We start from the raw sequence: 26,998 nt of genomic DNA, 5'->3' as shown, positions 1-26,998 counted from the left end.
CCCACGGCCCTTCGATGGCTTCGCCGCCCAGGCGGATCAGCTCGCGCAGCTTGGAGGCCGCCCCTGCGGTTTCGATCTTGAAGTAGCAGACGTTCTCGATTTCCTTGGCCATGCGCGCCAGGAAGGCCGCCGAGAGCGGCGTGCCGCTGACCGGTGCGTCCTGGATCATGATGGGGATGTGGATGGCATCCGACAGGCGGGCGTAAAACTCGTAGATTTTTTCTTCACTCACGCGGATGGTGGCACCGTGGTAAGGCGGCATCACCATCACCATGGCGGCACCAGCCTCCTGGGCGCGCACACTGCGCTGGGCACAGACCTCGGTGCCGAAATGCGTGGTGGTGACGATCACCGGCACGCGGCCGTTCACGTGCTTCAGGATGGCCTGTGTCAGCACCTCGCGCTCTTCGTCGGAGAGCACAAACTGCTCGGAGAAGTTGGCCAGGATGCACAGGCCGGTGGAACCGGCCTCGATCATGAAATCGACGCAACGCAGCTGGCTTGGCAAGTCCAGCGCGCCGGACTCGGTGAAGGTGGTCGGGACGACCGGAAACACACCCCGCAAGCGGGGCGCAGACAAGGAGTACATGCGGCTACTCCGTGATGGTGAAGTGGTCCAGGTACTCGGTCTTCAAAGTCAGACCCAGGCCCGGCAGGTTGTCATCGAGTTGCAGGAAGCCGTTTTCAGCGGCAGGGTCGCCGTCGAAGATGTAATAGAACAACTCATTGCCCACTTCCACATCGAAGATGGGGAAGTACTCGCTCATAGGGCAGTTCAGGCTGCTCATGGTGAGGTGGTAGTTGTGCATCTGCCCGGCGTGCGGGATGACGGGCACGCTGTAGGCCTCGCACAGCGCGTTGATCTTGTGCGCCATGGTGATGCCGCCCACGCGGTTGGTGTCGTACTGCACCACGCTCACGGCCTTGCGGTCCAGCAGCTGCTTGAAGCCATACAGGCTGAACTCGTGCTCGCCGCCCGAGATGGGAATGCTGGTGAGCTGGTTGAGCTCGGCATAGCCGTCGATGTCGTCGGCAATCACCGGTTCTTCCAGCCAGCGTGGCTGGAATTTTTCCAGCTTGGGCAGCATGCGCTTGGCATATTCCAGGTTCCAGCCCATGTAGCACTCCAGCATCAGGTCGTTGTCGTAGCCAATGACTTCGCGCACCGCTTCCACGGCTTTCAGGTTCTCCACCACGCCCTGCTGGCCGTGCGCGGGGCCGTGGCCAAAGCGCATCTTGAAGGCCCTGAAACCCTGGTCCTTGAACTTCTGTGCCTCGGCCTGCAGGTCTTTGATATCGGTGCGGTAGAGCTTGCTGTAGTAGCAGGGAATTTTTTCCTTGGTGCGTCCGCCCAGCAGCTTGAACACCGGCTTGCCCACCGACTTGCCCAGGATGTCCCAGATGGCGATGTCGATGGCCGAGATGGCCGCCATGCCCACGCCCTTGCGGCCCCAGGCGTGGGTGGCGCGGTACATGCGCTGGTTCAGGTATTCGTAGTCCCACGGGTCCTGGCCCAGCACCAGGGGCGTGAGGTATTCGTCAATGATGGCCTTGGCAATGCGCGGCGCCAGGGCCACGTTGCCCAGGCCGATGATGCCGTCATCCGTCTCCACCTCCACCACCGTCCAGCAGTGGAAGCGGAAGGTGTTCATGGTGTCGCTGCCCGCGGCATGCCGGTTGGCCTTGTTGTCATAGACCAGGTCCATGGCGTTGGAGCAGAAGTTGCCCTGGGGCGGAACGGTCTTGCCCTTCCATTCGTAGACGCGGGCACGGACGGATTTGATTTTCATGGTGGGTCCTCTTGGTGTGTGGTGGCGGTTAAAGACGGGCCTGGCCCATGCGGCAGGCGATTTTGAAGGCGTTGGCGGTGGCGTCCACATTGGCTTTTCCCTGGCCCGCAATATCAAAGGCGGTGCCGTGGGCCGGTGTGGTGATGGGGATGGGCAGGCCGCCCTGCACGGTCACGCCCTGCGAGAAGCCCATCAGCTTGATGGCGATCTGGCCCTGGTCGTGGTACATGGTGACGATGGCATCGAGCTCGCCTGCGCGCGCCTTCAGAAAAATGGTGTCGGCAGGGAACGGCCCCTGCACCGGCAGGCCCAGGGCCGCCAGCTTTTGCACGGCCGGTGCAATGATGTCGATCTCTTCGCGCCCACAGGTGCCGCCGTCGCCGTTGTGCGGGTTGAAGCCTGCCACGGCCACACGCGGTGTGGCATTGCCGCTTTGCTGCAAGGACTTGTAGATGAGGGACGCGGCGTCAATGATGCGCTGCTGGTCCAGGTATTTGGGCACGTCCTTCAGGGGCACGTGCGAGGAAATGCGCGAGGTCCACAGGCCGTTCAGGGTGTTGAACTCGCAGAAATAGCCAGTGACACCCAGGTGCTGGGCAAAGTGGTGCAGCTCGTCCTCGTGCTTGAGGCCGCCGAGCTTCATGGCGTGCTTGTTGAGCGGCGCGAAGGTGATGGCGTCGATGTGGCCGGCCAGCGTGGCATCCATGCAGCTGTCCAGCACGGCCAGCACCGAGGCGCCACCGGCAGCACCGGCCTGCGCGCGTACCACCTGCTCGGGCCGCACGGTATCCATGGGCAGGAAGGCGGGCATGGCGGTGGAACTGCGCCCGCGCACCTCGGCAAAACTGCCAACCCGCTGTGTGGGCACCTGCAGGCCCGCAATGGCCTGGCCTTCGTCCCACAGCCACGCATCGCCCACCAGCACCACATTGGCCAGGGCCAGCAGATCAGCGCGCGCCAGCAGGCGGGCCACCAGTTCGGGGCCTATGCCGGCAGGGTCGCCCAGGGTGACGGCCACTACGGGCAATGCGGGGCCTGCGGTTTGGGAAAGCGGTTCGGTCATGTCGGTTGTTTCAGAGGAAGAAGATGGAGCTGGAAAACATGCAATAAAGCCGGGCTGTAGCGCAAGAGAAGCCGGGCTACAGCGCAAACGCTGTGGCCCGGCGACAGGCTTACTTGGCCCAGATTTTTTTGTACTCGTTGCGGTAGCCGTTGTCGGGGTCAAACAGGTTCTTGGGTCCGCCGTCCTTGCCCACGTTGTCCGCGGTCACCAGGTGCACCTTGGGGACGTAGCCAGACCAGGCCACCTTGGCGAAGGCGCGGTTGAGCTCATCCACAATCTGCCAGCCCTGCATGTTGAGCGGCTCGGGCACGGTGCCGGCCTGGTAGCGCTTGCTGCGGATGCGCTGGTAAGCAGCTTCCGAGCCGTCACCGGCAGACACGGCCTTCGGCGTGCCATCGCCCTTCTTGCCAGCGGCCTGCAGCGAGCTGCCCATGAAGTCGAAGTACAGGTCATTGATGGCCAACGAATGCGTCCACTTGTCACCAAAGCGCTGCAACAGCGAAGTGGTGAGCTGGGGCATACGGGTGGAGCTCTCCGAGATGGGGCTGTCCTCAAAGCTCAGCACCGTGCAGCCGCCGCATTTCTTGATGACGGCTTCCATGGCGCGCGCCTTGTAGACGGCAATGGCGTACTGCGAGTCGGTGAAGATCACCACACCGGCCTTGCCACCGGAGTCGGCCACGGCAGACAGGGCGGCCACTTCGGATACGTCATCGGCCGTGGTGGTCACGTTGGCAAACAGGCCGGCCGTGGTGTTGGGGCCGGGCTTTTCACCGGAGTGCCAGCCCACCAGCGGGATGCCGGCCTTGGAGGCGTTCTCGAACGCCACTTTTTGTTCCGTGGTGTCAAAGCCGCCCACCACAATGCCGCCGGGCTTCAGAGCCAGGGCCTGGTTCAGCGCAGCAGTGCGGGCACTGACAGAGCCTTGGCCGTCGAGCACGCGCACATTCCAGCCAATGGCTGCAGCCGCTTCTTCGACGCCCTTGGAGACGCCCAGAATGCCGCCGTTCTTCAGGTCAGCGGCCACGAACACAATGGTCTTGGCAGCAGCGGCCTTGGGGCCTGTGGTGGGGCCGTCCCAGGTGCTTTTGGACATGGTGGCCACTTCCACCTTCTTCTTGGCCATATCCAGAAACTCGTCGGCCAGGGCCTGGCTGGCAAAGCTGGCGGCTGTGACTGCTATCGCAATGGCGCCCAGGCGGGCACTGAATTTTTTCATGGATGTCTCCTGATTTTTTGATGAGAGGGGGAATTGCAAGGGGTACCGCTTACCCAGCGGTGGAGGGGGAACTGGAGGGCGCCACCGTAGCGGGCGCGGGGGCGTCGGTGAGCTGGCGCTCTGCAATGCGGCGTTTGATGGAATGGTTGCGCCGCTGCTGCGCCCAACCGGCAATGCCAATCGACACCAGCAGCGTCAGGCCATTGAACAGTGGCTCGACAAAGAAGGCGCCGCCAAACTGCTGGATGCCCGAGATGCCAATGGCCAGGATGGCCACGCCCACCAGCGTGCCCCAGACGTTGACGCGCCCGGGCCTGATAGTGGTGGAGCCCAGGAAGGCACCCACCAGCGCGGGCAGCAAGAACTCCAGGCCCACACTGGCCTGCCCGATCTGCAGGCGCGAGGCCAGCAGCACACCGGCAAAACCCGAGAGCGCACCAGACGCCACAAAGGCGCCCATCACATGCTTGCGCACCGCAATGCCGTTGAGCTGCGCGGCCTTGGGGTTGGCGCCAATCACGTAGAGCGCGCGGCCCAGTGGTGTGAACTCGGTTACCAGCCACATCAACACACTCACAATCAGCACATAGAAGGCGCCGATGGGCAAGCCCAGGAAGTTGCCCCCGGCAATGTCGACAAAGCCCTCGGGCAATTCGCCCACCACCTGGCGCCCGCCGCTGTGCCACATGGCCACCGCGTAGATCACGGTGCCGGTGCCCAGGGTGGCAATAAACGAGTCGATCTGCGCCATCTCCACCAAGAGGCCGTTGAGCACGCCAAACAGCGCCGAGCAGGCAATCACGATGGCCACGGCCACGGGCCAGGGCACACCAAACTTGGTCTGCAGGCTGATGGCCAGGATGTGCCAGAGCACGATGCCGTAGCCCACCGTGAGGTCGATCTTGCCGGTGATCATGGGAATGGTCGCAGCCAGCGCCAGGATGGCGATCACCGACTTGTCGGCCAGAATGGCGCGCAGGTTGAAGAGCGTGGGAAAGGTGTCGGGCAGCAGCAGTGAGAACAGCAGGGCCAGGCCCAGGGTCAACACCACCAGGCCATAGACCGGCATGGCGCGCACCAGGCGTTGCAGCAGGCTGGCGGCGTCGCCGTCCAGCGCGTTGTCCGGCTCCAGGGCAGTGGATTGGATGGATGTGGTCATGCGGTCTCCAGTTCAGTTGTTGCTTGGGCGGCGTGGGCTATGCCACCGGCCGCCAGGGTCAAAAGGTTTTCCACGGTGATGGCCTCACCGGTGAGTTCGGCGGCAATCAGGCCGTTGCGGAACACCAGCACACGGGTGCAGACAGTGGCCACTTCCTCAAAGTCGGTGGACACCACGGCAATGGCGGTTCCCGCATCGGCGCGCTCGCGCACGATCTCGTAGATCTGGCGCTTGGCGCCCACGTCCACACCGGCGGTGGGCTCCTCCAGCACCACCAGCGCCTTGTTCAGGTTGAACCAGCGCGCCAGCACCACCTTCTGCTGGTTGCCACCCGACAGCTGCTGCGCCTGCGCCTGCGGTGCGGGCGGGTTCACATCAAACAGCTTGATCAGGCGCATGGCGCTGTCACCCTCGCGCTGGCGCCGGTCAAACGCCAGGCCGCGCTCGCCATTCAGGCGCGGGTTAGGGAACAGGTTCTCCAGCACGCTCATGGCCGGTGCCAGGTTTTCGTCCAGGCGCTCGCTGGCCACGTAGGCAATGCCAGCGGCAATGGCGTGCGCCGGGGTCCTGAAGACCACCGGTTTGCCACCCATGTGCATGCTGCCGGCCGACAGCGGCTCGCGCCCGAAGATGGCGCGGCTGATGGCTTCATGGCCGGCACCGCGCAGGCCAATCAGGCCCAGCACTTCGCCTTGCCGGATGGCCAGATTCAAGGGGCCCGCATTGCCGCTGGCAGCGCCTTTGAGTTCCAGCACCACCGCACCCGTGCCATCGGACTTGGCACGGCGCACGGTCTTGGAGAGTGACTTGCCCACAATCAGATGCACCAACTCGCTGGTGTCGGTTTTGGCGGTCTCGCGGATGCCCACCAGCTTGCCGTCGCGCATGACGGCCGCGCGGTCAGAGATGGCCATCACCTCATCGAGCCGGTGCGACACATAGACCATGGCCATACCCTGCGCGCGCAGGCTGCGCAGCACGCCAAACAGGCGTTCCACATCGGCCATGGGCAGGCTGGCCGAGGGCTCGTCGAGCACCAGCACGCGGGCCTGCACCTCCAGCGCGCGGCCAATGGCCAGCAGCGATTTCTCGGCGCGGGTGAGCGAGAAGATGCGCCGCGAAGGGTCAATATCGCAGCCCACGCGCTGCATCACGCGGCGCGCCCGGGCATCGGCGGCCTTCCAGTCAATCAGGCCAAAGCGTTTGGCGTAGCCCATGCCCAGGGCCACGTTTTCTGTGACCGTCATCCACTCCACCAGGCCCAGGTCCTGGTGGATGAAGGACACGGGTTGCTTGGAGCGGTCCTTGCTGCGCCACTGCGACTGGGGGCGGCCCTCAAACAATATCTCACCGCTGTCGGACGGGTAGATGCCCGCCAGCAGCTTGATCAGTGTGGACTTGCCCGCGCCGTTCTCGCCCAGCAGAGCCAGGATCTCGCCGGCACGCACATCCAGCGTGATATCGGCCACCGCCTGCGTGCCGCCAAAGCGCTTGTTGACGCCGCGAAACTCCAGCACCGGGGCCGTCACAGCAGCACCACCTTGGACACATCGGGCTCTTTTTGTGTGGCGATATAGCGCAGGATCTTGAGCTCGGTGAGGTCCAGCACGGCCACGCGGTCCGAGTCCAGCGACACAAAGGCCAGTGGCTTGGTGGGGTGGAAGGTCAGCGCAATGCAGCGCCCGCCCAGCGGCAGGTAGGCGGTCTCCTGCAGGGTGGCGGGGTTGACGACGGACAGGCTGCGGTCGCCGTAGTTGCTGGTGAACATGCGGCCGTCGTTTGCGCGGTACAGGCGGGTGACGTCGTCGCGCGAGGGGGCCTCGTACTTCACGGTCATGCTGGCGGTGTCGATGGCGCTGAGCGTGTTGCTCCAGCGGTTGCTGACAAACAGGGTCTGCTCATCAGCGCTCAGGCAGTAGCCCTCGGGCTTCTGGCCGGGGTGGCAGGCCAGCGGCGCGAACAGCGGGTCCCAGGGCTTGACCTTGGTGACGGTGTGGCTGAGCAGGTTCATGCAGTAAGCCGTCTGGCCGTCGCGGCTCAGGGCAAACAGATGGCTCTTGATGCCGCCCGAGGGCACGGCCCGGCGCGGCGCGGTGTCGGTGGCGGGCTGCTCCAGCACCAGCAGGGTGGACTTCTCTTCGCTCAGGGCGTAGAGCCGGTCCTGCGCATCCATCTGCAGGCCGTGGATGCGGTTGAAGGGCGACAGGTCTATTGACCGTACCAGTTGGGACGAACGAATGTCGATCTGCAGGAGTGAATGACCGCCCTCGCCCACATGGCCCGAGGTCTCCACCCCGTAGTGGCCCACGTAGGCGTAGTGCTCGGCACTGTCGGTCACAAACTCGTGCGGGTAGTCGGGCAGCTGCAATGAGCGCAGGCGCTCACCGCTTTCGATGTCGTACCAGCTGAAGCAGTGCGAGCATTTTTCAACCAGAAGCAGGGTATCTCGGGCCATGGGTTTCCTTAAGGGGTTTGAATGCCGGTGGCGTTCAGGCGGATGCGGTACAGCGAGGTGCTGGCGCAGATGAAGAGTTCGTTGCGCGCAGCACCACCAAAGGTGAGGTTGCCCACCTTTTCGGGCACGGCGATTTTTGCCAGACGTGTGCCGTCCGGGTGGTAGACCTGCACGCTGTCGGCGCTGCTGGTGTAGAGCCAGCCGCGGCTGTCCAGGCGAAAGCCGTCGGACAAGCCGGGGTTGACCACAGCAAAGATCTGCGGGTTGGCCAAGGCTTTGCCATCCACCACATCAAAGCGCACGATGTGGTGGTTGCCGCTGCCATCTTTGCGCAGCGCGGCCGAGGTGTCCGAGACATACAGCTGCGACTCATCGGCCGTGAAGGCCAGGCCGTTTGGTTCTTCCACGAAGTCGCTCACGGCGGTGAGCGAGCCACTGACCGGGTCGTAGCGGAACACGTAATTCACACCCAGCTCGGACTCGGCCTGATGGCCTTCGTGGTTGGAGGCAATGCCATAGGGCGGATCGGTAAACCAGATGCTGCCGTCGCGCTTGACCACCACATCGTTGGGCGAGTTCAGGCGTTTGCCCTGGAATCGGTCGACCACGATCTCGTCCACCGCCTTGTGGGGGCCTAGGGGCTGGCGGGTGCGCACAATGGCACGGTGACCGTGCGAGCAGTGCAGCAGCGAACCATCGGCCTCGCGGGTGTGGCCGTTGGTGAATTCGATGGCCTCGCGCCATACCGTCATGCCCTCGTCGGCGTGCCAGCGCAGCATGCGGTTGTTGGGGATGTCGCTCCACAGCAGGCTGCTGTCTTCCTGCATCCAGATCGGGCCTTCGCTCCAAGCGGCACCGGTGGCCAGGCGCTGCAGTGTCTCTGTGGCGGGGACCAGGCCCTCTGCGCGGGGATCGAATATTTCGATGGTCATGGCTGGACCTCCCGCCGGGCCGCCCCAAGGGAGGGCCGCGCCCCCTTGGGGGGCAGAGAGTCACACGCAGTGGACGAACGTGGGGGCATCATTTAGTTCGCCATCTCTTTCATGGTGGTCTTCTGCACCTGATCGAGGTGGGCACGCATGGCGGCCACGGCGACATCGGGCTTGCGGGTCTTCAGGGCCTCGACGATGGCGCGGTGATCCTGCACGCTGTGGCGGATGGCGCCGGGGCGCTGCAGGGCGCGGCGGCGGTATTCCAGCGCGTAGTCATAGAAGTCGGACACGACATCCACCAGCAGCCCGTTGCCACAGCTCTTGTAGAGCGTGGTGTGGAATTCGCGGTCGGAGATCTGGAAGCCCACCGGGTCTTTGAGCATGAGCTCCTGGTCGGCCACCAGCAGGCTCAGGCGGGCCAGCTCGTTGTCAGTAATGCGCTGGGCCGCCAGCCAGATGACCTGCAGCTCCACCGCGGCACGGGCCTCGGTGACCTCCTCGAAGCTGCGGTCCTTCAGGTTGCCCAGGGTGCTGACCGACTCGTGCATGGACAAGAGGCCGGGGCCCAGCACGCGGGTGCGCGCGCCCTGGCTCACGTCCACCATGCGGCGGGCATGCAGCACGCCGATGGCGGCGCGCACGGTCTCGCGCGAGACCTCCAGCGTGGTGGCCAGGTGGCGCTCGGAGGGCAACTCATCACCCGCGCGCAGCAAACCGGAATGGATCATGTAGGCGAGCTTGTCGCTGATCTGGTCCTTGACGGTGCGCTTGCTGACGCGGCCGTGTTCGCCGGGGATGCGGTCTATGAGTTCCATGCGGGAGGGTGACTTGGAGGTGGATTGACTGTGGTTGGTGGTGGTCAGCTGGTAGGGCCATCGTACCAGTTGCCCGATGGTGCGGCACTGGGGTTTTCCCTTAAAAGAGTGGACATCGCGCCTTGGCCCCACTTTGCTTGCGGAATCGCAAGCGGCATACCATGCGCCATCCGTAACTTGCAGCCATGCCACAGCGTGTGGCGAGAAAGGGTGAACCATGCATGCAATCCGGCGTTGGTGGCAGGCCCTGTGCGTGGCCTGCATGGCTGCTCTGCTCTGGCCCGCCAGCGCCTGGGCGCAAGATTCCGGCTGGAGCCTGGGCGTGTATGGCGGCCCGTACTACGACACCGAGCCTGCCGGCTTCCTGAATGGCCGCGCCGGCTACAAGGACCAGTACCTGCTGGCACTGACTGCCAGCAAGACGCTGTGGAAGTCTGAATCATGGCCGCTGGCGCTGGAGCTCGACGGCATGGTGGGCCAGCAATGGGGCCAGGCCAGCCTGCAGGAGGTGGCGCTGGTGCCGGTGCTGCGCTGGAGTGGCTTCCCCTGGAACGAGCACTTGCAGACCGCCGTGCGCGCAGGCCCCATAGGCCTGTCGTACACCACTGCCATCAGCCCGCTGGAGCGCGGGCCTGACGGCCGGGGCAGTCAGTGGCTGAGCTTCCTGATGCTGGAAGTGGCCGTGGCACCGCCCCAGGAAAAATCCTGGGAGGTGTTTGTGCGCTTGCACCACCGCTGCACCATCTACGACCGGCTCAACGACTACGGTGCCAATGGCGAGGACTTTGTGGCCCTGGGCTGGCGGCGCAAGTTCTAGCCGCAAGGCGAAAGCGGGGCCTAGAATCTGGCCCGGCGCGTCCGCGCCGACCGCTTGACGCCACAACCCCTTGAAAGATCCACGCCATGAGCCAGCTCACCCTCACCTACTTCGATTTCAACGGCGGCCGCGGCGAACCCGCACGCCTGGCCCTGTGCCTGGGCGGCATATCATTCGAAGACAAGCGCTTTGCCTTTCCTGAGTTTGCCGAGGTGCGCAAGTCCACACCCTTTGGCCAGGTGCCCACCCTGCATGTGGACGGCGTGCAGATAACCCAGAGCGATGCCATCACCCGCTACGTGGGCAAGCTGGCCGGTTTGTATCCGACGGATACCTACCAGGCGCTGTTGTGTGACGAGGTGCTGGGCGCGGTGGAAGACATCACCATCAAGCTGGCGGCCACCTTTGGCCTGACCGGCGACGCCCTGAAGGACGCACGCACGGCCTTTGTGGCGGGCCCCCTGACCGTGTACCTGCGCTGGCTGCAAAGCCAGTTGCAAGCGCATGGCGGCCAGTACTTTGCCGACAACCGCCTTACGGTGGCAGACCTCAAGGTGTTTGGCTATGTACGCGGCCTGGGCTCCGGCAACCTGGACCATGTGCCCACGGACGTGGTGGAACAGGTGGCGCCCTTGCTCAACGCCCACATGCGCCGGGTGGGAGAGACACCTGCCATTGCGCAGTACTACGCACGTCTGGCGGGCTGAAGCAGCCGGACCTACTTCAACGAAGAGTAGTTCAACGGCACCCAGGTGTAGCCCTGCTTGTCGTCAGCCATGCGCAAATGGCCCAGACCGGGGAAGGCCACATGCGACAGGCCAATCACATAGCCTTGGCTTGCGGCATCGGCAAAAGCCTTCTCACGGGCCTCTAGCGCCTGTGCACTGTTGGTGTCAAAGGCGATGGTGACCTTGGGGTCAGCAAACTGCACGGCTGCCACGTGCATCAGGTCGCCCCAGAGTGCGAGCTTCTCGCCCCGGCTCTCGATGGCGTACACGGTGTGGCCGGGCGTATGGCCTGCAGTGGACAGGGTGCGGATCCCGGGCGTGAGCTCGGTATTGCCCTCAAAGGTCTTGAGCTTGCCGGCCTTCACATAGGGGTTGACCGAAGCCATGGCCCCCTGGAAGAAGCCCTTGTTGCCGTCGGGTGCGGCCTTGAGGTTGGCCTCACTCAGCCAGAAGTCGGTGTCGGCCTTATCGATGCGCAGCACGGCATTGGGGAAGGCCAGTGCGGCGTCCGCCATCAGGCCGCCCACGTGGTCGGGGTGCATGTGGGTGATGTAGATCTCGTCCACCTGCTCGGGCTTGTAGCCCGACGCCTTGAGGTTGGCCACCAGGTTGCCCAAGGTGGGTCCGAACAGGCCGGCGGCACCCGTGTCAATCAGCACCAGCTTGGCGCCGGTGTTGACCAGATAGCCGTTGACCGAGGTCTCGACCGTCTCCTTCAGATAACCTTTTTGCAGCGCGGCCAGTAGCACTTCGGGCTTGGCACCGGCCAGCAGCTTGAGCACAGGCAACTTGACCGTGCCATCCGACAAGGCGGTGACCTCGAAGTCACCCAGCATCATGCGGTAGTAACCGGGCGCCTGGGTCTTGACCATGGGGGCTTCGGCTTGCGCCATTCCGGACCAGGCGGCACAGGCCAGGGCAACGGCGCCCAGCAGCGATTTGGAAAGGGTGTTCATGTATTGATCTCCTGGGGGGTGAAAGCAGTGTTTGACAGTGCGGCTGCTCCTGGCAGCCCGCGCTCAGACCAGGCTCAGCGCCACATCAATGTTGCCGCGGGTGGCGTTGGAGTAGGGGCAGACCTGGTGGGCCGCGTCCACCAGATCCTGGGCCACAGCGCGGTCCACGCCGGGCAGGCTGATGGCCAGGCGCACGGCAATGCCAAAGCCGGCCGGGATGGGGCCGATGTCGACGCTGGCATCGATGGCGGCATCCGCAGGCACGGCCACTTTTTTGAGCGAGGCCACGTGCTTGAGGGCGCCCATGAAGCAGGCGGAATAACCGGCGGCAAACAGCTGCTCGGGGTTGGTGGCGGTGCCGGCACCGCCCATGGCCTTGGGGGGTGTGAGGGTGACGTCCAGCAGGCCGTCGTCGGAGACCGAGCGGCCTTCACGTCCGCCGGTGGTGTGGGCATGGGCGGTGTAGAGAACTTTGTCGAGTTGTGTGGTCATGGTGTGGGGGCTCTGTATGGTTGACAAGGGCCGCATGGTGCCAGTTATTGCCCGCCACGCCCTGCGCTGGCCCCTATGCCACTGATCCCACAGGGTCAATTCAGACGGGCGACTGCTGCATCCACTGCAGCAGCATCAGCCGCGCGGTGGACAGGTTGGTGGCACAGGGCACGTCATGCACATCGCAGGCGCGCACCAAGGCGTTGATGTCGGGCTCGTGGGGCTGCGGCGTCATCGGGTCGCGCAGGAAGATGATGGCATCCACCTCGCCCATGGCCAGGCGCGCGCCGATCTGCAGGTCGCCGCCCATGGGGCCGCTGAGCATGCGCTCCACCTGCAGACCCACTTCATTGGCCAGGCGTCCGCCCGTAGTGCCGGTGGCGCACAAGGTGCACAGCTGCAAAAAAGGCGCGAACTCGCGGGCCAGGGCCACCATGTCGGCCTTCTTGTTGTCGTGGGCTATGAGGGCCAGGCGATGTTTCATAAAAGATACTTTGAAGGGGTGAATGGGCAAACTGCCAAGGTGCCCCGCAATGTAGCGGCACCGCAGTTACATGCAAAGCTCTTTTGGTGAAGTGCCCGGCATTCTGGCTACACTGGAAGACCAATTCAGTACACCCGGGAGAGCACAGCACATGGCACAACGAATCACGGCACAGCAGGCAGCAGAAATGGTCACCTCGGGCATGTGGCTGGACTACGGCGCCTCGCTGGGCCAGCCGGATGTGTTTGACATCGCGCTGGCAGCGCGCAAGGACGAGCTGCGTAGCGTCAAGATCCGCTCCTGTCTGACGGTGCGGCCCCGCGCCGTGCTGGAGGCCGACCCTCTGGGCGAACACTTCCACTGGGTGAACTTGCACTTCTCAGGCTACGACAGGCGCAAGCACGATGCCGGCATCGTCAACTACCTGCCGGTCAACCTGGGCGAAATTCCGGACTACTACCGCCGCTTCATTGAGCCGGTCGACATCGTGGTCATCAAGACCTGCCCCATGGACGAGAACGGCTTCTTCAACTACAGCGCAGCCACCCTGTGGCACCAGGCGGTGATCGACCGTGCACGCGTGGTGATTGTGGAAGAGTCCAGCGGCCTGCCCTATGTGCTGGGCGGGCAGACCGGCGTGCATGTGAGCCAGGTGCACTACATCATCGAAGGCAACGCCAACCCGGCGGCCGAGTTGCCCAACCCGCCACCCAGCGATGTGGACCGCGCCGTGGCGCACCTGATTGCCGGCGAAATTCAGGACGGCGACTGCCTGCAGATCGGCATAGGCGGCATGCCCAATGCCGTGTGCAGCCTGCTGAGCGAAAGCAGCGTACGCGACCTGGGCGTGCACACCGAAATGCTGACCGACGGCATCATGGACCTGTACCGCGCCGGGCTGATCACCGGTGCGCGCAAGCAGCTCGACGTGGGCAAGATCGTCACCACCTTTGCGCTGGGCTCACGCTATCTGTACGAGGGCATCAACCGCAACCCGGACTTCCACTTCCACCCGGTGGACTACACCAACCTGCCGCAAAACATCATGCAGAACGACAACATGGTGTCCATCAACAACACCACGCAAATGGACTTGCAGGGCCAGGCGGCCTCCGAGTCCGATGGCTTTCGCCACATCAGTGGCACGGGTGGACAGCTGCAGTTTGTGCGCGGGGCCTATGCCTCCAAGGGCGGCAAGTCTTTCATCTGCCTGGCGTCTACCTATGAAAAGAATGGCGTGCGGCGCAGCCGCATCGTGCCGTCGCTGACCACGGGCAACATCGTCACCACACCGCGCTCGGACATCATGTATGTGGCTACCGAATACGGGCTGACCAACCTGAAGGGCAAGTCGGTGGCCGAGCGGGCCAAAGCCCTGATTGCCATAGCCCACCCCGACTTCCGCGAAGAGCTGGAGCGCGAGGCCTATGCAAACGGGCAGATACCCAAGGGCTTTTTCTAGCCGCCGAGATAAGCCGCTTCCACGCGCGGGTCGGCCAGCAGCTGGGCGCCGGTGTCGGCCAGCACGATCCGGCCGGTCTCAATCACAAAACCCTGGCGTGCAATCTTGAGGGCCTGGCGCACGTTCTGCTCCACCAGCAGCACCGACAGGCCACTGCGGTTGATGGCAACCAGCGTGCGGAAGATCTCCTGCACCAGGATGGGCGCCAAGCCCATGGAAGGCTCGTCCAACAGCAGCAGTTTGGGCTTGGCCATGAGGGCGCGGCCAATGGCCAGCATCTGCTGCTCGCCGCCCGACAGGTTGCCGGCATACTGCGTGGCGCGGTCTTTGAGGCGCGGCAGCAAGGCAAAGACTTCTTCGAGTGAGCTGGCAATGCCGGCCACGTCCTTGCGGCTGTAGGCGCCGAGCTGCAGGTTCTCCAGCACCGTCATGGTGGTGAGGATGGCGCGGCCTTCGGGCACCTGCACCACACCGCGCTGCACGATCTGGTTGGGTGCCAGGCGGCTGATGTCTTCGCCTTCAAACTCCACCTTGCCACGGCTGGCCTTGAGCAGGCCCGAGAGCGCCAGCAGCGTGGTGCTTTTGCCCGCGCCATTGGCACCCACCAGGGCGGTGATGTCACCGGCCTGCAGTTCGAAGGAAATGCCCTTGACGGCTTCGATGTGGCCGTAGGCCACGGCCAGGTCGCTTACGCGCAACAAGGTTGTCATTAGTCGTCTTCCTTGCCCAGGTAGGCTTCAATCACCTCGGGGTTGTTGCGGATCGCATCGGGCGTGCCCTCGGCGATGATGCGGCCGAAGTTGAGCACCGCGATGCGGTCGCACAGGCCCATGACAAAGCGCATGTCGTGCTCGATCATGAAGACGCCGTAACCCCGGTCGCGGATGTTGCGTATCTCTTCCATCAGCACGGTTTTTTCGGACGGGTTCATGCCCGCCACCGGTTCATCCAGCAAGAGCAACTTGGGCTCGGTGGCCAGTGCGCGGGCGAACTCCAGCTTGCGCTGGTCGCCATACGACAGGCTGTCGGCCAGCACATCCGCGCGTCCGTCCAGGCCCACCCAGGTGAGCAGTTCGAGCGCGCGTTCGCGGGCACGTTTCTCGGCCAGGCGGTAACCTGCGGTGTTGAACAGCATGCCCAAAGTGCCGTACTCCAGATGGTCATGCAGGCCGACCATCACGTTTTCCAGCAGGTCCATTTCCTTGAAGATGCGGATGTTCTGGAAGGTGCGCGCAATGCCGCGGTGGGTGATGCGGTGGCTGGGCAGGCCCAGCAGGCTCTCACCCTGAAAATCGATGTTGCCGCCCGTGGGCTGCAGCAGGCCGGTGACCAGGTTGAACACCGTGGTCTTGCCCGCGCCATTCGGGCCAATGAGGCCGTAGATGCTGCCAGCGGGCACTTCAAAGTTCACGTCCTGCAGCACGTGCAGGCCACCAAAACTTTTGCTCAAGCGGCGGATGGATAACAGGGTGGCGCTCATTTGGCGACTCCAAAAGTGCGCGTCCACCAGGCCCGCACGCGGCGCGGCTCCCAGATGCCCTTGGGCAGAAACAGCACCACCAGCACCAGCACGGCGCCGTTCACCAGCGAGCGGAAGTCATGCAAAAAGCGCAGCAGCTCTGGCAGCAGGGTGAGGATGGTGCCGCCCAGAATCGGGCCCACCAGACCGGAGGTGCCGCCCAGCACCGTCATGGTGAGGATGTCCACCGCGTTTTCGAAGCCGTATTCGCGCGGGCTGATGAAGAAGGTGAAGTGGGCGTTGAGCGCACCGGCCACCCCGGCAATAAAGCTGCCCAGCACAAAGGCCAGCAGCTTGTAGCGGGCCACATTGATGCCCATGAGGCGCGCGGCCACTTCGTCTTCCTTGATGGACTCGAATGCACGGCCCACCTTGGAGCGGCGCAGCCGATGCAGCACATAAATGGTGGCGCCCAGCAGCAGCACGATGTGCCAGCCCTCAGTGGCCAGCGGAATACCGTTGAGGCCTTCGGGGCCGCCGGTGATCTCCAGGTTGAGCACGGTGATGCGCACCACCTCGCCAAAGGCCAGCGTGGCCATGGCCAGGTACACGCCCGAGAGACGCAGCACCGGCACACCGATGATGAGGGCCACCACCGAAGGCGCCAGGCCACCGGCCAGCAGCACAGCCGGGAAGGGCCAGCCCAGTTGCAGCGTGAGCAGGGCCGAGGCATAGGCCCCAATGCCCATGAAGGCCGCATTGGCCAGCGACAGCAGGCCGCACGACAGCGTCAGCCAGATGGACAGCGCCAGCATGGCGTGCACACCCACGGTAAACACCAGGGTGCTGTAGGTGGACCAGAAATCATTGAACCAGAGGGGCAAGGACATGCTCAGGCCTTCCTTTCCAGCCGGCGCCCGAACAGCCCTGCGGGCCGCACCAGCAGGATCAGGAACAAGAGGCCAAAGGCCACCGCGTCGCCCATCTGGCTGGACAAGTAAGCCTTGCTGATGACCTCGGCAAAACCCAGAAACAGGCCGCCAATCAGCGCACCGCGGATGTCACCCATGCCGCCCAGGATGATCACCGCAATGCCCTTGTGCAGCATGGGCTGGCCCATGCCGGGTGTGATGGCGTTGAAGTCCAATGCAATCAGCACACCGGCCACACCGCCCAGGGCTGCGGCCACAAACGAAGTAGCGTGGAACAGCTTTTCAACCGGAATGCCCAAGAGCCAGGCCGCCTTGGGCGACTCGGAGATGGCACGCAGCGCGCGGCCCAGCTGCGTGCGTTTGAGGATGGTGAACATCACCGCCATCAGCACAAAGGCAATGGCCACGATGGCAATCTCCAGCGCGCGCACATGCACATCGCCAATGATGAATTCACCAGCGGGCAAAGTGCCTTCGGGGAAGCGCATGGCCTCGGCGCCAAACAGGCCCTGGGCCGTGGTGGTGAGCATGATGCTCACACCAATGGTGGCGATCATGGGGATCAGGTGCGGTGCGTTGCGCAAGCGCAGCGGCTTGAGCACCAGCACATCGATCAGTAGCCCCAGCGTGCCGCACACCAGCATGGCGCCCAGCAGGGCCAGCCACAGCGGTGCCTGCAGCTTGGTCACCATGGCCAGTGCCGCATAGCTCCCCACCATGAAGAGCGCGCCGTGCGAGAGGTTGATGACGGCCAGCACGCCAAACACCAGGGTGAAACCCAGGGCAAACAGCGCATACACGCTGCCCAGCGTCAGCGCGTTGAGAAGTTGTTGTTCAAGCATGGTGGTGGGGTATCAGGTGCGGCAAAGCCGCAGGCCCTGCCCTTTGCAAGGCAGGACGGTGCTGGGCTTACTTGCCTTCAAACAGGGTGAACTTGCCGCCGCGCACCACGTAGATGAAGGGCTTCTGGTCGGCATCCCAGCCACCCACCTTGCCGTCTTTGGTCTTGGCGGGGCGGAACTTGAAGGGGCCGGTGGCGCCGCTGATGCTGGCCTTGGGCAGTGCGTTCTTCAGGGCTTCGCGGTCAGCGGTCAGGTCGCCCGAGAGCTTGATGTCCTTGAGCGTGGCGGCCACGATGTGCAGGGCGTCATAGGCTTGCGCTGCGAACTGGTTGGGCTCGGCGTTGTACTTCTTGGCATACGACGCCACAAAGGCCTTGTTCACAGGCGCGGGGTTGGTGTTGGACCAGGGGCTGCCGACAAAGGTGCCCTCGCCTGCCAGGCGCGAGATCTCGAACAGCTTGGGCGAGTTGAAACCATTGCCGCCAATGAAGGGCGACTTGATGCCCAAGCCACGTGCCTGGATCATGATGTTGGCGGCCTCTTCGGCCAGGCAGGAGCAGACCACAGCATCGGGCTCGGAGGCCTTGATCTTGGTGAGCTGGGCCTTGAAGTCCACATCGCCCTTGACATAGGTCTCGGTGGTGGTGACGGGCAGGTTGCGCTCAGCCAGCACGCCCTTGAAAACGTCATAGCCGCTCTTGGTGAAGGCGTCGTCATTGCCGTAAATGACGGCGACCTTCTTGAGGTTGTAGAACTTCTGCGCGGTGGCCACGGTGACGGGCAGCACGTCGGACTCCATCACCGAATTGCGGAACACATAGGGGCCGATGTCGGTGATGCCGTTGGCGGTAACCGAGGTGCCAAACATCACCGTCTTGGCCGCATTGCCCACAGGGCCGCCGGCAAACATGGAGTTGGACAGCGTGGGGCCAAACACCATCAGCACCTTGTCCTGGAACACCAGCTTCTTGACCACGTTGATGGCCTCTTCCTTCTTGCCCTGTTCGTCTTCAATGACGAGCTGCAGCTTGTCGCCGTTGACGCCACCCTTGGCATTGATTTCATCGGCCGCCAACTGAAAGCCGTTGCGGATGGCCACGCCGTATTGCGCAGCACCACCGGACAGGGCCTCGGCCACACCGAGCTTGATGTCGGCGGCTTGGACCAGGCCTGCGCTGGCCATGGCCAGGGTCAGTGCGAGTGTCATTGCGGGAGTGCGGGAAGCGTGGTGCATGGTGTCTCCGATAAAAGATGGGGATGAATGCAGGAAGGTGTGCGTGTAGCCTGGTCAACAGGCCGGAGCGGCATTCTATCGCGGGGCCATACCGGGCGTGTATTCCAAGCCCTGCGATTGCGCAAGCTCTAACACACTTCAAAAAACGATCTGCATCCTTTTTAGGCATCTTGTGCCAGCCCAATAGGCATGCGGGTTTGGCACAGCTGTCCCAGAGTTATCAACAGATCCATTCACACTTATTGGGGATGGATTTTTCGCAGAATCTCACCATGCGGGAGGCCGCAGGCCTTCAGCCTCCCGTCAGTTGTCCCGCAAGCGCACATTCCGGGCGATGCAGCAGCGCATCACTTCTTGCGCCGGGCGTTGGCAGGTACACAGCACAGCAAGACGGCGCGAATAAAGGCAATGGCGAGCATGGAATCCTTGCGAGTTGGGTGTTGCGGGCATGGCGTTGGCAAACCGCTTGCGGCTTGCTGTGGGGGCATTGTTGGGGGGTGCAGGCTCAGGGCGTGAGCTTGGGGGTGAAGGACCTGGACACGTGCGGGGTGCGAACGTATCAAAATACGGCATCAATGCGGCAATTCCGCTTCTGGAGCCACCATGAAGAACACCGTCGAAATCGAATTTCCCCCGGAAATTTTGATTGGGCTGCATCTTGACGCCCAGCGCTTTGGCGATCTGATCAAGCTGCAATCCGCCACCGCCCTGTTCAAGGAAGGCAAGCTGACATCAGGTATGGCGGCCAAGTGGTGTGGCATTCCACGGGCACATTTTTTGTTGCAAGCCATGCAAGCCGGTGCCACCTTGCTGGACAACAACGAAGATGACTTCACGCGCGAAACGGCGTTGTTGTGATCGTTTATTCCTGTTGATTCAGCGAAGTTCAGGTGCGCAGAATTTCAGACCTACGCACCATTGGCACCTGGAAACTCTCGCCTTGTGTGGACAACATTCACCACCTCAATACATGTAGCGGCAACCCGGTAGTAGACGATGTAGTTAGGGTGCGCAACAATTTCACGCAAGGCTGGCACGGTCTGACTCTGCCGATACAGATAGGGATGTTCGGAGGTTGGCAGCACGGAGTCCATCAACACCTCACGTAAACGCCGCGCTGCAAGTGGATTGACGTTGGCCACATAGCGGATGATTTCGGCCAAATCGTTGCGCGCGCTGGCGCGCCAAACAATCGGCAATGTCATTTTTTTAGGGTTTGGCGGCTCTCGGCTTCCAGAATGATTGCCTCCATTTCGGCCATCACCTGATCATGCGGAACGCTTGGGCGCGTGTCCTCAAGGCTTGCTTGCACTTTGGCCTTGACCCATGCCACATAACTGGTGGCCTGTTCTTCTGTCTCGAATTCTGAGACGAGCGGGGAATGTGTTGCATCCATATCAAAACCTCCAAGCGTTGCTCACGTTGGGCAAAGTTTACTCTTTGCACTGAACTTGAGCCAACTTCCTTTAGCGAACCGGTCACCAACGTGGCGAGCCCTGCCTGCGAGGCTGGGACACCACAAAGGTCTATCACTCCAAGCTCGCGCAGTGAGCCCCATGTGCCGCACAGTCTGCCTGTGTCCACCACCACCAGGCCCACGCACCATGTCCGCACCGCACACCAACAACCAAACCACTCTGCGCTATTCACCCCGGCCCCTGTCCACCTATACGAAGACGACAGGCAACACCAGCTTTGGGCCTTCCACCTCGCGCCTGCTGACCACACCCGAGGCCTGGAACCTGGCCTATCTGTCACACGACTACGACGTCCGGATACAGCCCCTGGACCCGCACTTCACCGTTCACATCAACCGCACCGTGCGCTTCCGGCTGGACGGCAGCGGCAGTGATCTGGTCAGCACGCAGCTGGATGGCCTGTTCGGCTCACTGCTGAACCAGCCCGCACCACGCTTTGTGTATCTGCTGCGCCAGCACCCTGCCCTGACCCAATTGCCGATGTATGTGGCGTATGGCGATGCCTGGCTGGAAACGTTGGCGCAGCGCGAGCGGCTTTGCTGCGCGGAGATGCCCTACTCTGAAGTGGAGGAGCCAGTCACCCTGGACTTGCGAGCAGCGCAGGATGTCCTGCGCCGCATCGGCAAGCGTTGAGCGGAGCGCATCTTGCAAACAGACTCCACCCTCAGCCCCGAGACCATCGCTGCTTACCGCGAGACACACTTCCACGTGCTGAGCGAGCAGCCATTTGTGTTGCAGATCGGCATAGCGAGCGACGCACTAACTGCCCTGCAAAAAGCAAGACACGTGGAGTGCAGCGCCTTCATCACAGCCTGCAACCCGTTCAGCCAGGCCTTGGACGAATCAACCAATGCCGCACGCCAGGCCGCACTGGCACAGGAGCTGAAACAGCGCGGCCTTTTCTATCTGGTGGGTTTGGGGCAACACCCATCGAACCAATGGCCGGGCGAGGCCAGCTTCCTGGTGCTGGGCCTGTCACGCGAGGCCGCCAAGGTGCTGGGTGCGCGCTTTGAGCAAAACGCGGTGGTGTGGTGTGGGGTGGATGGGGTGCCGGAGTTGGTGATGTTGCGGTAGAAAAGCCACTTGATCGCGAACTTCGGCCTCGCCCTTCATTGCAAGGTTGCTCCACTGCCCTGGCTTGCCATCTCCAGAACATCGCCAGCTGGTGCATTGCCAAAGGCCAAAGCCAAAATCGGCGCGTGGTATTGATTGGCCAGATCAACACATTTGCGGAACGCACATTCGATCAAGGCCTCGCCGATAAACTGATCGCTTTCAACAGCGATGCGTGTACGCACCTCTCCATCACACATGTCCATATCAAAGCTGCCCCAATGGATCGTGTAGTTGATGCGGACCAGCGCCTCCGCAACAGCCGCTCGCCGATGCTCGGGAACATAGACCGGATAGCTGCAATACACCAGCGCACGGGACCACACCTCCCCCTCCGCCGTCTCGACCAGAACGTTCACATGGCCATTGCGCAGCCGCAGTTCCACTGAGAGACAGCGATTCTCAGCCAGGGTGGTGTACCTCCAGCCACTTGCATTCACATAGTCGCTGACCCGCTCGAACAGGGTCCTGGCCTGTGTTTGCACAGGCACTGCTTCAACATCCACCACATCACTTTTTTTGCCCATCGTCTTCTCCTTGAAGCCAAGATTGAATCGTTGCCCAGTGAGGGGCCTGCACCCCTCACGTGGGTCCGTCAGAGAGCTGCGCCAATCAGGTCCCTGAGCACCCCCAGCTCTTCGCGCGTGAGGATCAGCCCGAAATTGCGCTGCCACTCCTCGGGGTTGCGGGCCGAGGTCAGCTGGCTGCTGAACTGCAGATGGAAGCTGCCCGGTTGGGGCACTATCGCTTTGAGTTCGACCTGGCGAATGAAGTCGCCGGCATGGGTAATCAATGCTTTCATGGTTTGCCTTTCAGTGGTTAAGAAATAGGTGATGCGCCAGCAGCGCACCGTCAGCCAAACATCTCCACATGCAGCCGCGCGGTCTGGCGGTGCAGGGCCAGCACCGGCTCCATGCGCTGCGCATCTGTATCGCCCTGCACCACCTGGTAGCCACCGGCCAGGTTCCACACCAAGGGCACAGCGCCAAGCTGCTGGAATACGGTGCGGTCACGTGTCTGCATTTGCGCTGTGGTCAGGATGCCGCCCAAGGGGTCATCGGTATGCGGATCGGCGCCGGCCTGGTAGAGCACCACATCGCAGCCGCGGCACTTGGCCAAAGCCGCATCCAGCCATCGTTCATAGGCTCCATTGGCAGCACTCTCGGCATTCCAGAAGGTGTTGCCCTGCGTGTGGTGCTCTATCCAGCCGATGCCCAGCGTGCGGATGATGCTGTCCGTTCCGTCACCGTAATGCGCGTCACAGTCCAGAATCGCCACGCGGTCCACCAGCCCGGCATCCTTCAAAGCCAGGGCCGTCACCATCAAGCCATTGAAGGTGCAATAGCCGCCCGCTCCGCTATAGCAAGCGTGGTGAAAGCCGGAGGTTGGCGAGCACACGGCCTGCCTGTGCAGCACGGCATATTCGGCCGCCGCCAGCAGGGAACCCGAGGTGAAGGGCATCGATGCGGCCACGGCCGGGTCGCGGTTTCCAAAGCCATTGGCCACGCTGCCGCCCAACACCCCTTTGACAAAGTCAGGCAGGTGGGCACGCGCAATCTGCTCTTGCGTTGCCGGCTCAAAGCTGCATAGCTCGATGGACTCGGCAAAGTGCGCCTTCCAGTCCTCCACTACCAGGCGCGGCTTGTGGGCCGAGGGCGATGCACGCTGGGCTGGAGCGGTCTGCTCCTTGCGATAAAAAACCTTCATTGAAATTCCTTCTTCGAACGGTTGATGCATGGATAGACGGGCGCAGGCCAGCCCATTCCCGCAACGGGACGCGGCTGCGCATGCGCAGTAAAAAGTCAGCGAAAGGGGTGCGTTACGAACGCAAAGGGAACCAGTGGCAACAGGTCATAAAAAGCTCTCCAAAAGTCACTATGAAAAATGGCTTCCCAACGGATTGGAGAGCCGGTTCTTTAGCCAGTATTTATGCGTCGCTCTGGCAATCTGTCGATCAAATCCAGCGACTGGCCCACACCGATTTCTCAATGCGGGCTGCAAACAAAAAAAGCCCACTTCATCCATCGCGAACGGCTTGCAGCGTTGACTGCAAGGGGCTCGAAAATGCCAAAGCGGGCTTGGTTGCTTTAGCAGTTATTTTTTACGCGCTCTGCAAGTTAACAAGTAAATCAGCGCAATGGCCATTGTAACTTTCTCCTCGTAAAAAGCAAGGTTGGAACCGCTTGACGAGGTGAATGTTAAATGCCTGCAGGCTCATGGCGTGAGCCTGGTTTTTCTCTTTTATAAAAGTCCAGCCAAGCGCCACTTAAGCCTCCAGCATGAGCGGAAAATTCCGCACCGCCTCGGGCCACTGCAAAGCCTGCAGCCCCTGAAGCCTGCTGCGAACAAGAGCCATCAGGCGCGCATCGACTACCGGCTGCTTTGCAGGCCGCATCGCAGTTTTGATAGCCAGCACCGCGCGCCCGATTCCCTGCCCTGCGGTGAGCCCGCATGCGAGCACCGCCGCAAGAAAGGCCACAACCACATCGGCTTCGTTTTGCCCATTGCCAATTTCCAGCTCCAGCCATTCGCAGGTGGCAAGACCCAGCCCGAGCTGGCGCAATGCGGCGTAGGTCTTGGGCCACTGGGTTTGCGCGTGGGCCTGCAACCAGTCTGACAGCTCGGCCGGGCTGATGCCCGCGTCATCGGGCGCGCTGCGGTAGCGGTATTGCGGGCCGTCATCTGCCTGCTTGCGCAGGAAGGCGGGGATGTCATAGTCATCCATGCCACCGGAACTCAAGGCATCCACGCGGGCTGACGCTGCAGAGCGGGTCGTGCGCCAGACGGACGGGGCGGCCATGCTGCCGTGCTGCACACCGAAGCCGATGTCATCCACCTGCAGGCTCAAAGAGACGGAGGCCCGCTTCATAGAGAAGGTGACCGAGCCCGTGCCGCCCCAGCCTGCTGCCAGCATCTGTGGCACCTGGTGGGCCAGCGGCATGTCCAGGGCCTTGTCAGCCTCGGCGCGCTCGTGCACCAGGATGAAGTTGGTGTGCTCTGTGACCAGCTGGTATTGCACGGCCAGGGCTTGCACCTGTGCTGGCCCCTCAAACAGGTCATCGGCGTCGTGTGTGGCTTGCGCCACTTGGGCCGATGCCACCACCCGTGCCAGCGTGTTGGCGCTGCTTTCCACCAGGGCCACAGCCGCCTGCGCCAGCAGCACCTCGGTGTCCGCACCGTCCAGGCGGCCCCACAGGCGCAGGACCTGGCCGGCTTGCTGAAGGGGCGCTGCATCCACGAACGCACAGACGGTGAGCGCATCGTCTGCAAAGGCCTGCGCGGGCACTGGCTGCGCCCAATGCACAGCCGTACCTGCGGGCCATTCCAGCCGCAGCTGGCTGGCACGGCTGAAGCGCAGGCGGCTGAACATGCGCAGCACAGCAGGCTCTACATCTTCACCGGGCGCCACGAAGTCGCAGGCGCCGCCCGTGGCCATGGCCAGACGGCGCAAGTGCGCCTCGGCCGGGCTGGCACCAATGGCCACCAAGAACACACGGTGGCCCGACTGGGTGGCAACGACGATGACGTCTTCAATGCCATGGATCTCGCCATCGGTCACCAGCAGGATGTCGCTCTTGCCCTGGTGCGCAATGGCGATGGTGGACACCAATGCAGCCTCCATTTCGGTGCCGCCCAGGTTGGCGTCCAGCGCATCAATCCAGCGCGTGGCCGAGGCCTTGGCCTGCGCCGTGCCGCCCCACAGGCCGCGGCTGCGGTGCTCTACCGTGCCGCCAAAACGCGACAGGCTGAAGCGGTCTGCCGCCTGCAGCGTGGCCACGATGCGGTGCAGGGCCTTGCGGGCCGCGCCGATGCTGTCACCCGCCATGGAGCCGCTGCAGTCCACCAGAATCTTGGCGGCCACGGCCTGCGCAGTGCTGCCCTCCAGCTGCGGGCTGAAGCTTGCCATCACGGCGGTCTGGCCGGGCACGCAGGCGTCCGGGCAGGCCAGGGCCACAGACTGGCTTTGCAGATCGCTGAGCGTGAGGATGAAGTCGCGGTCCAGGCAGCCGCGCTGCGCCAGCTGGACGACCAGAGCGTCACCCTGCGGGAGGTAAGCCGCCTTGTGGCTGGGTGAGGCCACGCTGGCCTTGGCCAGATCGCCATGCAGCGTGATGCTGATGTCAAACGGGTATTCGGCGCTGAGGTCACTCACCGCCACCTGGTGCGGCTGCAAGCGCCCCTGGGTGATGGGGTTGCCATAGCGCGGCGCAATGGTGGTGGGCAGCATCAGCCGGATCTGGCCCTGCTCCAGCTGCAGCACCTGGGCGTAGCGCACAGTGATGCTGCACGCCTCGCGCGCCATCAGGTTGCCCAGCTCCAGCGTGTAGCTGTGGTCCGCATTGTGCTCCAGCAGGATGCCGGAGTTGCCCCCCGAGAGAGCCTCTTCATAGCGGGCGCGGGCCGTGTTTTTGGCAGTGACCTCGCCGAAGAGGGCTTTGCCATTGAGCTCCACATCCACACCCATCAGCACCGCGCCAAAGGGCAAGGGGAAGGTGTAGCTGATTTCGGTGTTGGTATCGCTGGCATTGCGAAAGCGCTGCTGCAGGCGCATGGCCAGCAGCCGCCCCTTGACCGCCCCCTGGGCCTGCACACCCAGCAGCATGGGCTGCTGACCACCACCGCACACCACTTCGGCCTGACGCATTGCGTTCATTTTGTTTTCCCCTTTGTAATCGATTCATACAGCGCCATCACGCCACGCGTGAAGGCACGCACCTGCTCGGGCGAGAGCTGCGCCCTGCCCGGCTCTATCACCACCTCCAGCCCATCGGCCACATGCAGGTGGCTGTGCACCTCTACCGCGCCGGCCTGCCTGGCACGCGCGGGCACATCAGCTTCAACACCTTGCAAGAGCTCGCGGATGCGCTCCAGCGACACGCCGGCCGCGCTCCACTTCTTGATCAGCAGCAGCTGCTCCAGCTGAGCCGCGCCATAGCGTGCTGCCCGGGTCTCCCCCACCGGCCGGTCGATAAGCCCGTGCTGCACGTAATAACGCACCGTGCGCACCGGCAGATCGGCCAGGACGCAGAGTTCATTGAGGGTGTGTTGGACGGGATCGGACATGCTGTTTTATTAACGCCACTTGTTTAATACATCGTTAGTGTATCAATATAAAACGCATTGTCAAACCAGGTTGGCGGCAATGGTTGCGTACCTGTGCACCTACAGGAACCGGATTTCCACTTCCATGCCCTTCAGCGCAAACTGCTGTTGCAGCCAATGTGCCGCGGCTTCGTCCTCAATGAACACGGTCTTGCGCGGACCATTGGCTGTGGTCTGCACCAGACAGACCCCATGGGCTGTTGACGCCGATTGAATCTTGACAGTGAGTGCCAATCCAATTTTGATAGGGGGCTTGTAGTCAACAGTTAGTCTGGTGACTGTGGATAACTATAGTCCTTTACAGGTTTGTCACCTCCTGACTCGTTTCGGATCTGCGGTGTTGATTCCAAATGAAGGTTGGGCCAAAAAAGTAGGAATTCCAGTCGAAAACTGAGCCACGTTATCCACAATCCTTGCTTCATTTTTGAGCAGGGGTGATTAGGAGTGATAGACGTGGGAACCCTC

Annotated in this window: 31 protein-coding genes and 2 pseudogenes; 7 read left to right on the top strand and 26 right to left on the bottom strand. The window is 62.9% G+C overall.

The window, feature by feature from the left end:
* From DIC66_RS22030 to DIC66_RS21990, 9 genes are all read right to left on the bottom strand, one after another.
* Nucleotides 1–589: dihydrodipicolinate synthase family protein (locus DIC66_RS22030; protein ID WP_147321385.1), on the bottom strand; the 589-nt coding region annotated here is incomplete at its 3' end.
* A 4-nt stretch (nt 590–593) separates the two neighbouring features.
* Complete coding sequence (locus DIC66_RS22025; RefSeq protein ID WP_117180332.1) at nt 594–1,790, bottom strand: L-rhamnonate dehydratase; 1,197 nt, start codon at nt 1,788–1,790, stop codon at nt 594–596.
* Nucleotides 1,791–1,818: 28 nt separating this feature from the next.
* Nucleotides 1,819–2,853 carry a 4-hydroxythreonine-4-phosphate dehydrogenase PdxA gene (locus tag DIC66_RS22020; protein WP_117180331.1) on the bottom strand — a complete coding sequence of 345 codons (1,035 nt, stop codon included), beginning with the start codon at nt 2,851–2,853 and terminating at the stop codon, nt 1,819–1,821.
* Between the two features lie 109 nt (nt 2,854–2,962).
* Nucleotides 2,963–4,072: an ABC transporter substrate-binding protein gene (locus DIC66_RS22015; RefSeq protein WP_117180330.1), complete on the bottom strand. Its 1,110-nt coding sequence runs from the start codon at nt 4,070–4,072 to the stop codon at nt 2,963–2,965.
* Nucleotides 4,073–4,121: 49 nt separating this feature from the next.
* Entirely contained in the window at nt 4,122–5,231 is a 1,110-nt protein-coding gene (locus DIC66_RS22010) for an ABC transporter permease (protein WP_117180329.1), read from the bottom strand.
* The gene (locus DIC66_RS22005; RefSeq protein WP_117180328.1) at nt 5,228–6,760 is read right to left on the bottom strand and encodes a sugar ABC transporter ATP-binding protein; all 1,533 of its coding nucleotides are present in this window, start codon (nt 6,758–6,760) and stop codon (nt 5,228–5,230) included. The genes DIC66_RS22010 and DIC66_RS22005 overlap by 4 nt, the downstream gene beginning before the upstream one ends.
* Nucleotides 6,757–7,686 (bottom strand): YncE family protein, encoded by a 930-nt coding sequence (locus DIC66_RS22000; protein ID WP_117180327.1) that lies wholly within the window; start codon nt 7,684–7,686, stop codon nt 6,757–6,759. The genes DIC66_RS22005 and DIC66_RS22000 overlap by 4 nt, the downstream gene beginning before the upstream one ends.
* Nucleotides 7,687–7,694: 8 nt before the next feature.
* Nucleotides 7,695–8,618 (bottom strand): SMP-30/gluconolactonase/LRE family protein, encoded by a 924-nt coding sequence (locus DIC66_RS21995; RefSeq protein WP_117180326.1) that lies wholly within the window; start codon nt 8,616–8,618, stop codon nt 7,695–7,697.
* A 92-nt stretch (nt 8,619–8,710) separates the two neighbouring features.
* Nucleotides 8,711–9,433 (bottom strand): FadR/GntR family transcriptional regulator, encoded by a 723-nt coding sequence (locus tag DIC66_RS21990; RefSeq protein ID WP_158558981.1) that lies wholly within the window; start codon nt 9,431–9,433, stop codon nt 8,711–8,713.
* A 217-nt stretch (nt 9,434–9,650) separates the two neighbouring features.
* Here DIC66_RS21990 and DIC66_RS21985 point away from each other — a divergent pair, with 217 nt between their 5' ends.
* Nucleotides 9,651–10,250 (top strand): hypothetical protein, encoded by a 600-nt coding sequence (locus DIC66_RS21985; RefSeq protein WP_147321384.1) that lies wholly within the window; start codon nt 9,651–9,653, stop codon nt 10,248–10,250.
* Between the two features lie 86 nt (nt 10,251–10,336).
* Nucleotides 10,337–10,957 (top strand): glutathione S-transferase family protein, encoded by a 621-nt coding sequence (locus DIC66_RS21980; protein ID WP_117180323.1) that lies wholly within the window; start codon nt 10,337–10,339, stop codon nt 10,955–10,957.
* An 11-nt stretch (nt 10,958–10,968) separates the two neighbouring features.
* On the opposite strand, the gene DIC66_RS21975 is transcribed toward DIC66_RS21980, so the two are convergent.
* The 3 genes from DIC66_RS21975 to DIC66_RS21965 all read right to left on the bottom strand — a co-directional run bounded on the left by DIC66_RS21975 (nt 10,969) and on the right by DIC66_RS21965 (nt 12,910).
* The gene (locus DIC66_RS21975) at nt 10,969–11,934 is read right to left on the bottom strand and encodes an MBL fold metallo-hydrolase (protein ID WP_117180322.1); all 966 of its coding nucleotides are present in this window, start codon (nt 11,932–11,934) and stop codon (nt 10,969–10,971) included.
* 63 nt (nt 11,935–11,997) lie between these two features.
* Nucleotides 11,998–12,426 (bottom strand): organic hydroperoxide resistance protein, encoded by a 429-nt coding sequence (locus DIC66_RS21970; protein ID WP_117180321.1) that lies wholly within the window; start codon nt 12,424–12,426, stop codon nt 11,998–12,000.
* A 100-nt stretch (nt 12,427–12,526) separates the two neighbouring features.
* Entirely contained in the window at nt 12,527–12,910 is a 384-nt protein-coding gene (locus tag DIC66_RS21965) for a methylglyoxal synthase (protein ID WP_117180320.1), read from the bottom strand.
* Nucleotides 12,911–13,061: 151 nt separating this feature from the next.
* Between DIC66_RS21965 and DIC66_RS21960 the strand changes: the two genes are divergently transcribed.
* Nucleotides 13,062–14,372 carry an acetyl-CoA hydrolase/transferase family protein gene (locus DIC66_RS21960; protein WP_117180334.1) on the top strand — a complete coding sequence of 437 codons (1,311 nt, stop codon included), beginning with the start codon at nt 13,062–13,064 and terminating at the stop codon, nt 14,370–14,372.
* Here DIC66_RS21960 and DIC66_RS21955 read toward each other — a convergent pair.
* The 5 genes from DIC66_RS21955 to DIC66_RS21935 all read right to left on the bottom strand — a co-directional run bounded on the left by DIC66_RS21955 (nt 14,369) and on the right by DIC66_RS21935 (nt 18,839).
* Nucleotides 14,369–15,082 carry an ABC transporter ATP-binding protein gene (locus DIC66_RS21955; RefSeq protein WP_117180319.1) on the bottom strand — a complete coding sequence of 238 codons (714 nt, stop codon included), beginning with the start codon at nt 15,080–15,082 and terminating at the stop codon, nt 14,369–14,371. The genes DIC66_RS21960 and DIC66_RS21955 overlap by 4 nt on opposite strands.
* Complete coding sequence (locus DIC66_RS21950; protein ID WP_420820514.1) at nt 15,082–15,852, bottom strand: ABC transporter ATP-binding protein; 771 nt, start codon at nt 15,850–15,852, stop codon at nt 15,082–15,084. Before DIC66_RS21950 ends, DIC66_RS21955 begins: the two co-directional genes overlap by 1 nt.
* Nucleotides 15,849–16,721: a branched-chain amino acid ABC transporter permease gene (locus tag DIC66_RS21945; RefSeq protein WP_117180318.1), complete on the bottom strand. Its 873-nt coding sequence runs from the start codon at nt 16,719–16,721 to the stop codon at nt 15,849–15,851. Before DIC66_RS21945 ends, DIC66_RS21950 begins: the two co-directional genes overlap by 4 nt.
* Before the next feature lie 2 nt (nt 16,722–16,723).
* The gene (locus DIC66_RS21940; RefSeq protein ID WP_117180317.1) at nt 16,724–17,605 is read right to left on the bottom strand and encodes a branched-chain amino acid ABC transporter permease; all 882 of its coding nucleotides are present in this window, start codon (nt 17,603–17,605) and stop codon (nt 16,724–16,726) included.
* 67 nt (nt 17,606–17,672) lie between these two features.
* On the bottom strand, nt 17,673–18,839 hold the full coding sequence (locus tag DIC66_RS21935) for an ABC transporter substrate-binding protein (RefSeq protein WP_117180316.1): 1,167 nt from the start codon (nt 18,837–18,839) through the stop codon (nt 17,673–17,675).
* A gap of 603 nt (nt 18,840–19,442) precedes the next feature.
* On the opposite strand from DIC66_RS21935, the gene DIC66_RS21930 reads away from it, so the two are divergent.
* Nucleotides 19,443–19,697, top strand: a complete 255-nt coding sequence (locus DIC66_RS21930) for a UPF0175 family protein (protein ID WP_117180315.1) — start codon at nt 19,443–19,445, stop codon at nt 19,695–19,697.
* Nucleotides 19,698–19,747: 50 nt separating this feature from the next.
* On the opposite strand, the gene DIC66_RS21925 is transcribed toward DIC66_RS21930, so the two are convergent.
* Nucleotides 19,748–20,044 carry a type II toxin-antitoxin system RelE/ParE family toxin gene (locus DIC66_RS21925; RefSeq protein WP_117180314.1) on the bottom strand — a complete coding sequence of 99 codons (297 nt, stop codon included), beginning with the start codon at nt 20,042–20,044 and terminating at the stop codon, nt 19,748–19,750.
* A complete protein-coding gene (relB, locus tag DIC66_RS21920) occupies nt 20,041–20,235 on the bottom strand; it encodes a type II toxin-antitoxin system RelB family antitoxin (RefSeq protein ID WP_117180313.1) in 195 nt (64 codons plus the stop codon). The genes DIC66_RS21925 and relB overlap by 4 nt, the downstream gene beginning before the upstream one ends.
* 208 nt (nt 20,236–20,443) lie before the next feature.
* Here relB and DIC66_RS21915 point away from each other — a divergent pair, with 208 nt between their 5' ends.
* Both DIC66_RS21915 and DIC66_RS21910 read left to right on the top strand, forming a co-directional pair.
* On the top strand, nt 20,444–20,950 hold the full coding sequence (locus tag DIC66_RS21915) for a hypothetical protein (protein WP_117180312.1): 507 nt from the start codon (nt 20,444–20,446) through the stop codon (nt 20,948–20,950).
* Between the two features lie 12 nt (nt 20,951–20,962).
* Nucleotides 20,963–21,391, top strand: coding sequence for a DUF3293 domain-containing protein (locus DIC66_RS21910; RefSeq protein ID WP_117180311.1), 429 nt, complete (start codon nt 20,963–20,965; stop codon nt 21,389–21,391).
* A 35-nt stretch (nt 21,392–21,426) separates the two neighbouring features.
* On the opposite strand, the gene DIC66_RS21905 is transcribed toward DIC66_RS21910, so the two are convergent.
* From DIC66_RS21905 to DIC66_RS21895, 3 genes are all read right to left on the bottom strand, one after another.
* Nucleotides 21,427–21,957 carry a YbjN domain-containing protein gene (locus DIC66_RS21905; RefSeq protein ID WP_117180310.1) on the bottom strand — a complete coding sequence of 177 codons (531 nt, stop codon included), beginning with the start codon at nt 21,955–21,957 and terminating at the stop codon, nt 21,427–21,429.
* A gap of 68 nt (nt 21,958–22,025) precedes the next feature.
* Nucleotides 22,026–22,232: a hypothetical protein gene (locus DIC66_RS21900; protein WP_117180309.1), complete on the bottom strand. Its 207-nt coding sequence runs from the start codon at nt 22,230–22,232 to the stop codon at nt 22,026–22,028.
* A gap of 50 nt (nt 22,233–22,282) precedes the next feature.
* Nucleotides 22,283–23,137, bottom strand: a complete 855-nt coding sequence (locus tag DIC66_RS21895; RefSeq protein WP_158558980.1) for an arginase family protein — start codon at nt 23,135–23,137, stop codon at nt 22,283–22,285.
* Here DIC66_RS21895 and DIC66_RS22995 point away from each other — a divergent pair.
* Entirely contained in the window at nt 23,137–23,580 is a 444-nt protein-coding gene (locus tag DIC66_RS22995) for a hypothetical protein (RefSeq protein ID WP_233506067.1), read from the top strand. The genes DIC66_RS21895 and DIC66_RS22995 overlap by 1 nt on opposite strands.
* A gap of 530 nt (nt 23,581–24,110) precedes the next feature.
* Here DIC66_RS22995 and DIC66_RS23530 read toward each other — a convergent pair.
* The 4 genes and pseudogenes from DIC66_RS23530 to DIC66_RS23185 form a co-directional block, all read right to left on the bottom strand.
* A pseudogene (locus DIC66_RS23530) lies at nt 24,111–24,236 on the bottom strand (cell division protein FtsZ); the annotation flags it as partial.
* Nucleotides 24,237–24,857: 621 nt separating this feature from the next.
* Nucleotides 24,858–26,033 (bottom strand): annotated as a pseudogene (locus DIC66_RS23525) (VIT domain-containing protein); the annotation flags it as partial.
* Nucleotides 26,034–26,080: 47 nt separating this feature from the next.
* Nucleotides 26,081–26,494 (bottom strand): MerR family transcriptional regulator, encoded by a 414-nt coding sequence (locus tag DIC66_RS21885; RefSeq protein ID WP_117180306.1) that lies wholly within the window; start codon nt 26,492–26,494, stop codon nt 26,081–26,083.
* Between the two features lie 99 nt (nt 26,495–26,593).
* Nucleotides 26,594–26,767, bottom strand: a complete 174-nt coding sequence (locus tag DIC66_RS23185) for a hypothetical protein (protein ID WP_158558979.1) — start codon at nt 26,765–26,767, stop codon at nt 26,594–26,596.
* Nucleotides 26,768–26,998: the final 231 nt, after the last annotated feature.

Source organism: Rhodoferax lacus (assembly GCF_003415675.1).
Lineage (GTDB): Bacteria > Pseudomonadota > Gammaproteobacteria > Burkholderiales > Burkholderiaceae_C > Allorhodoferax > Allorhodoferax lacus.
The sequence above is the reverse complement of the archived record's forward strand: the minus strand, read 5'-3'. Positions and strand labels throughout refer to the sequence as shown.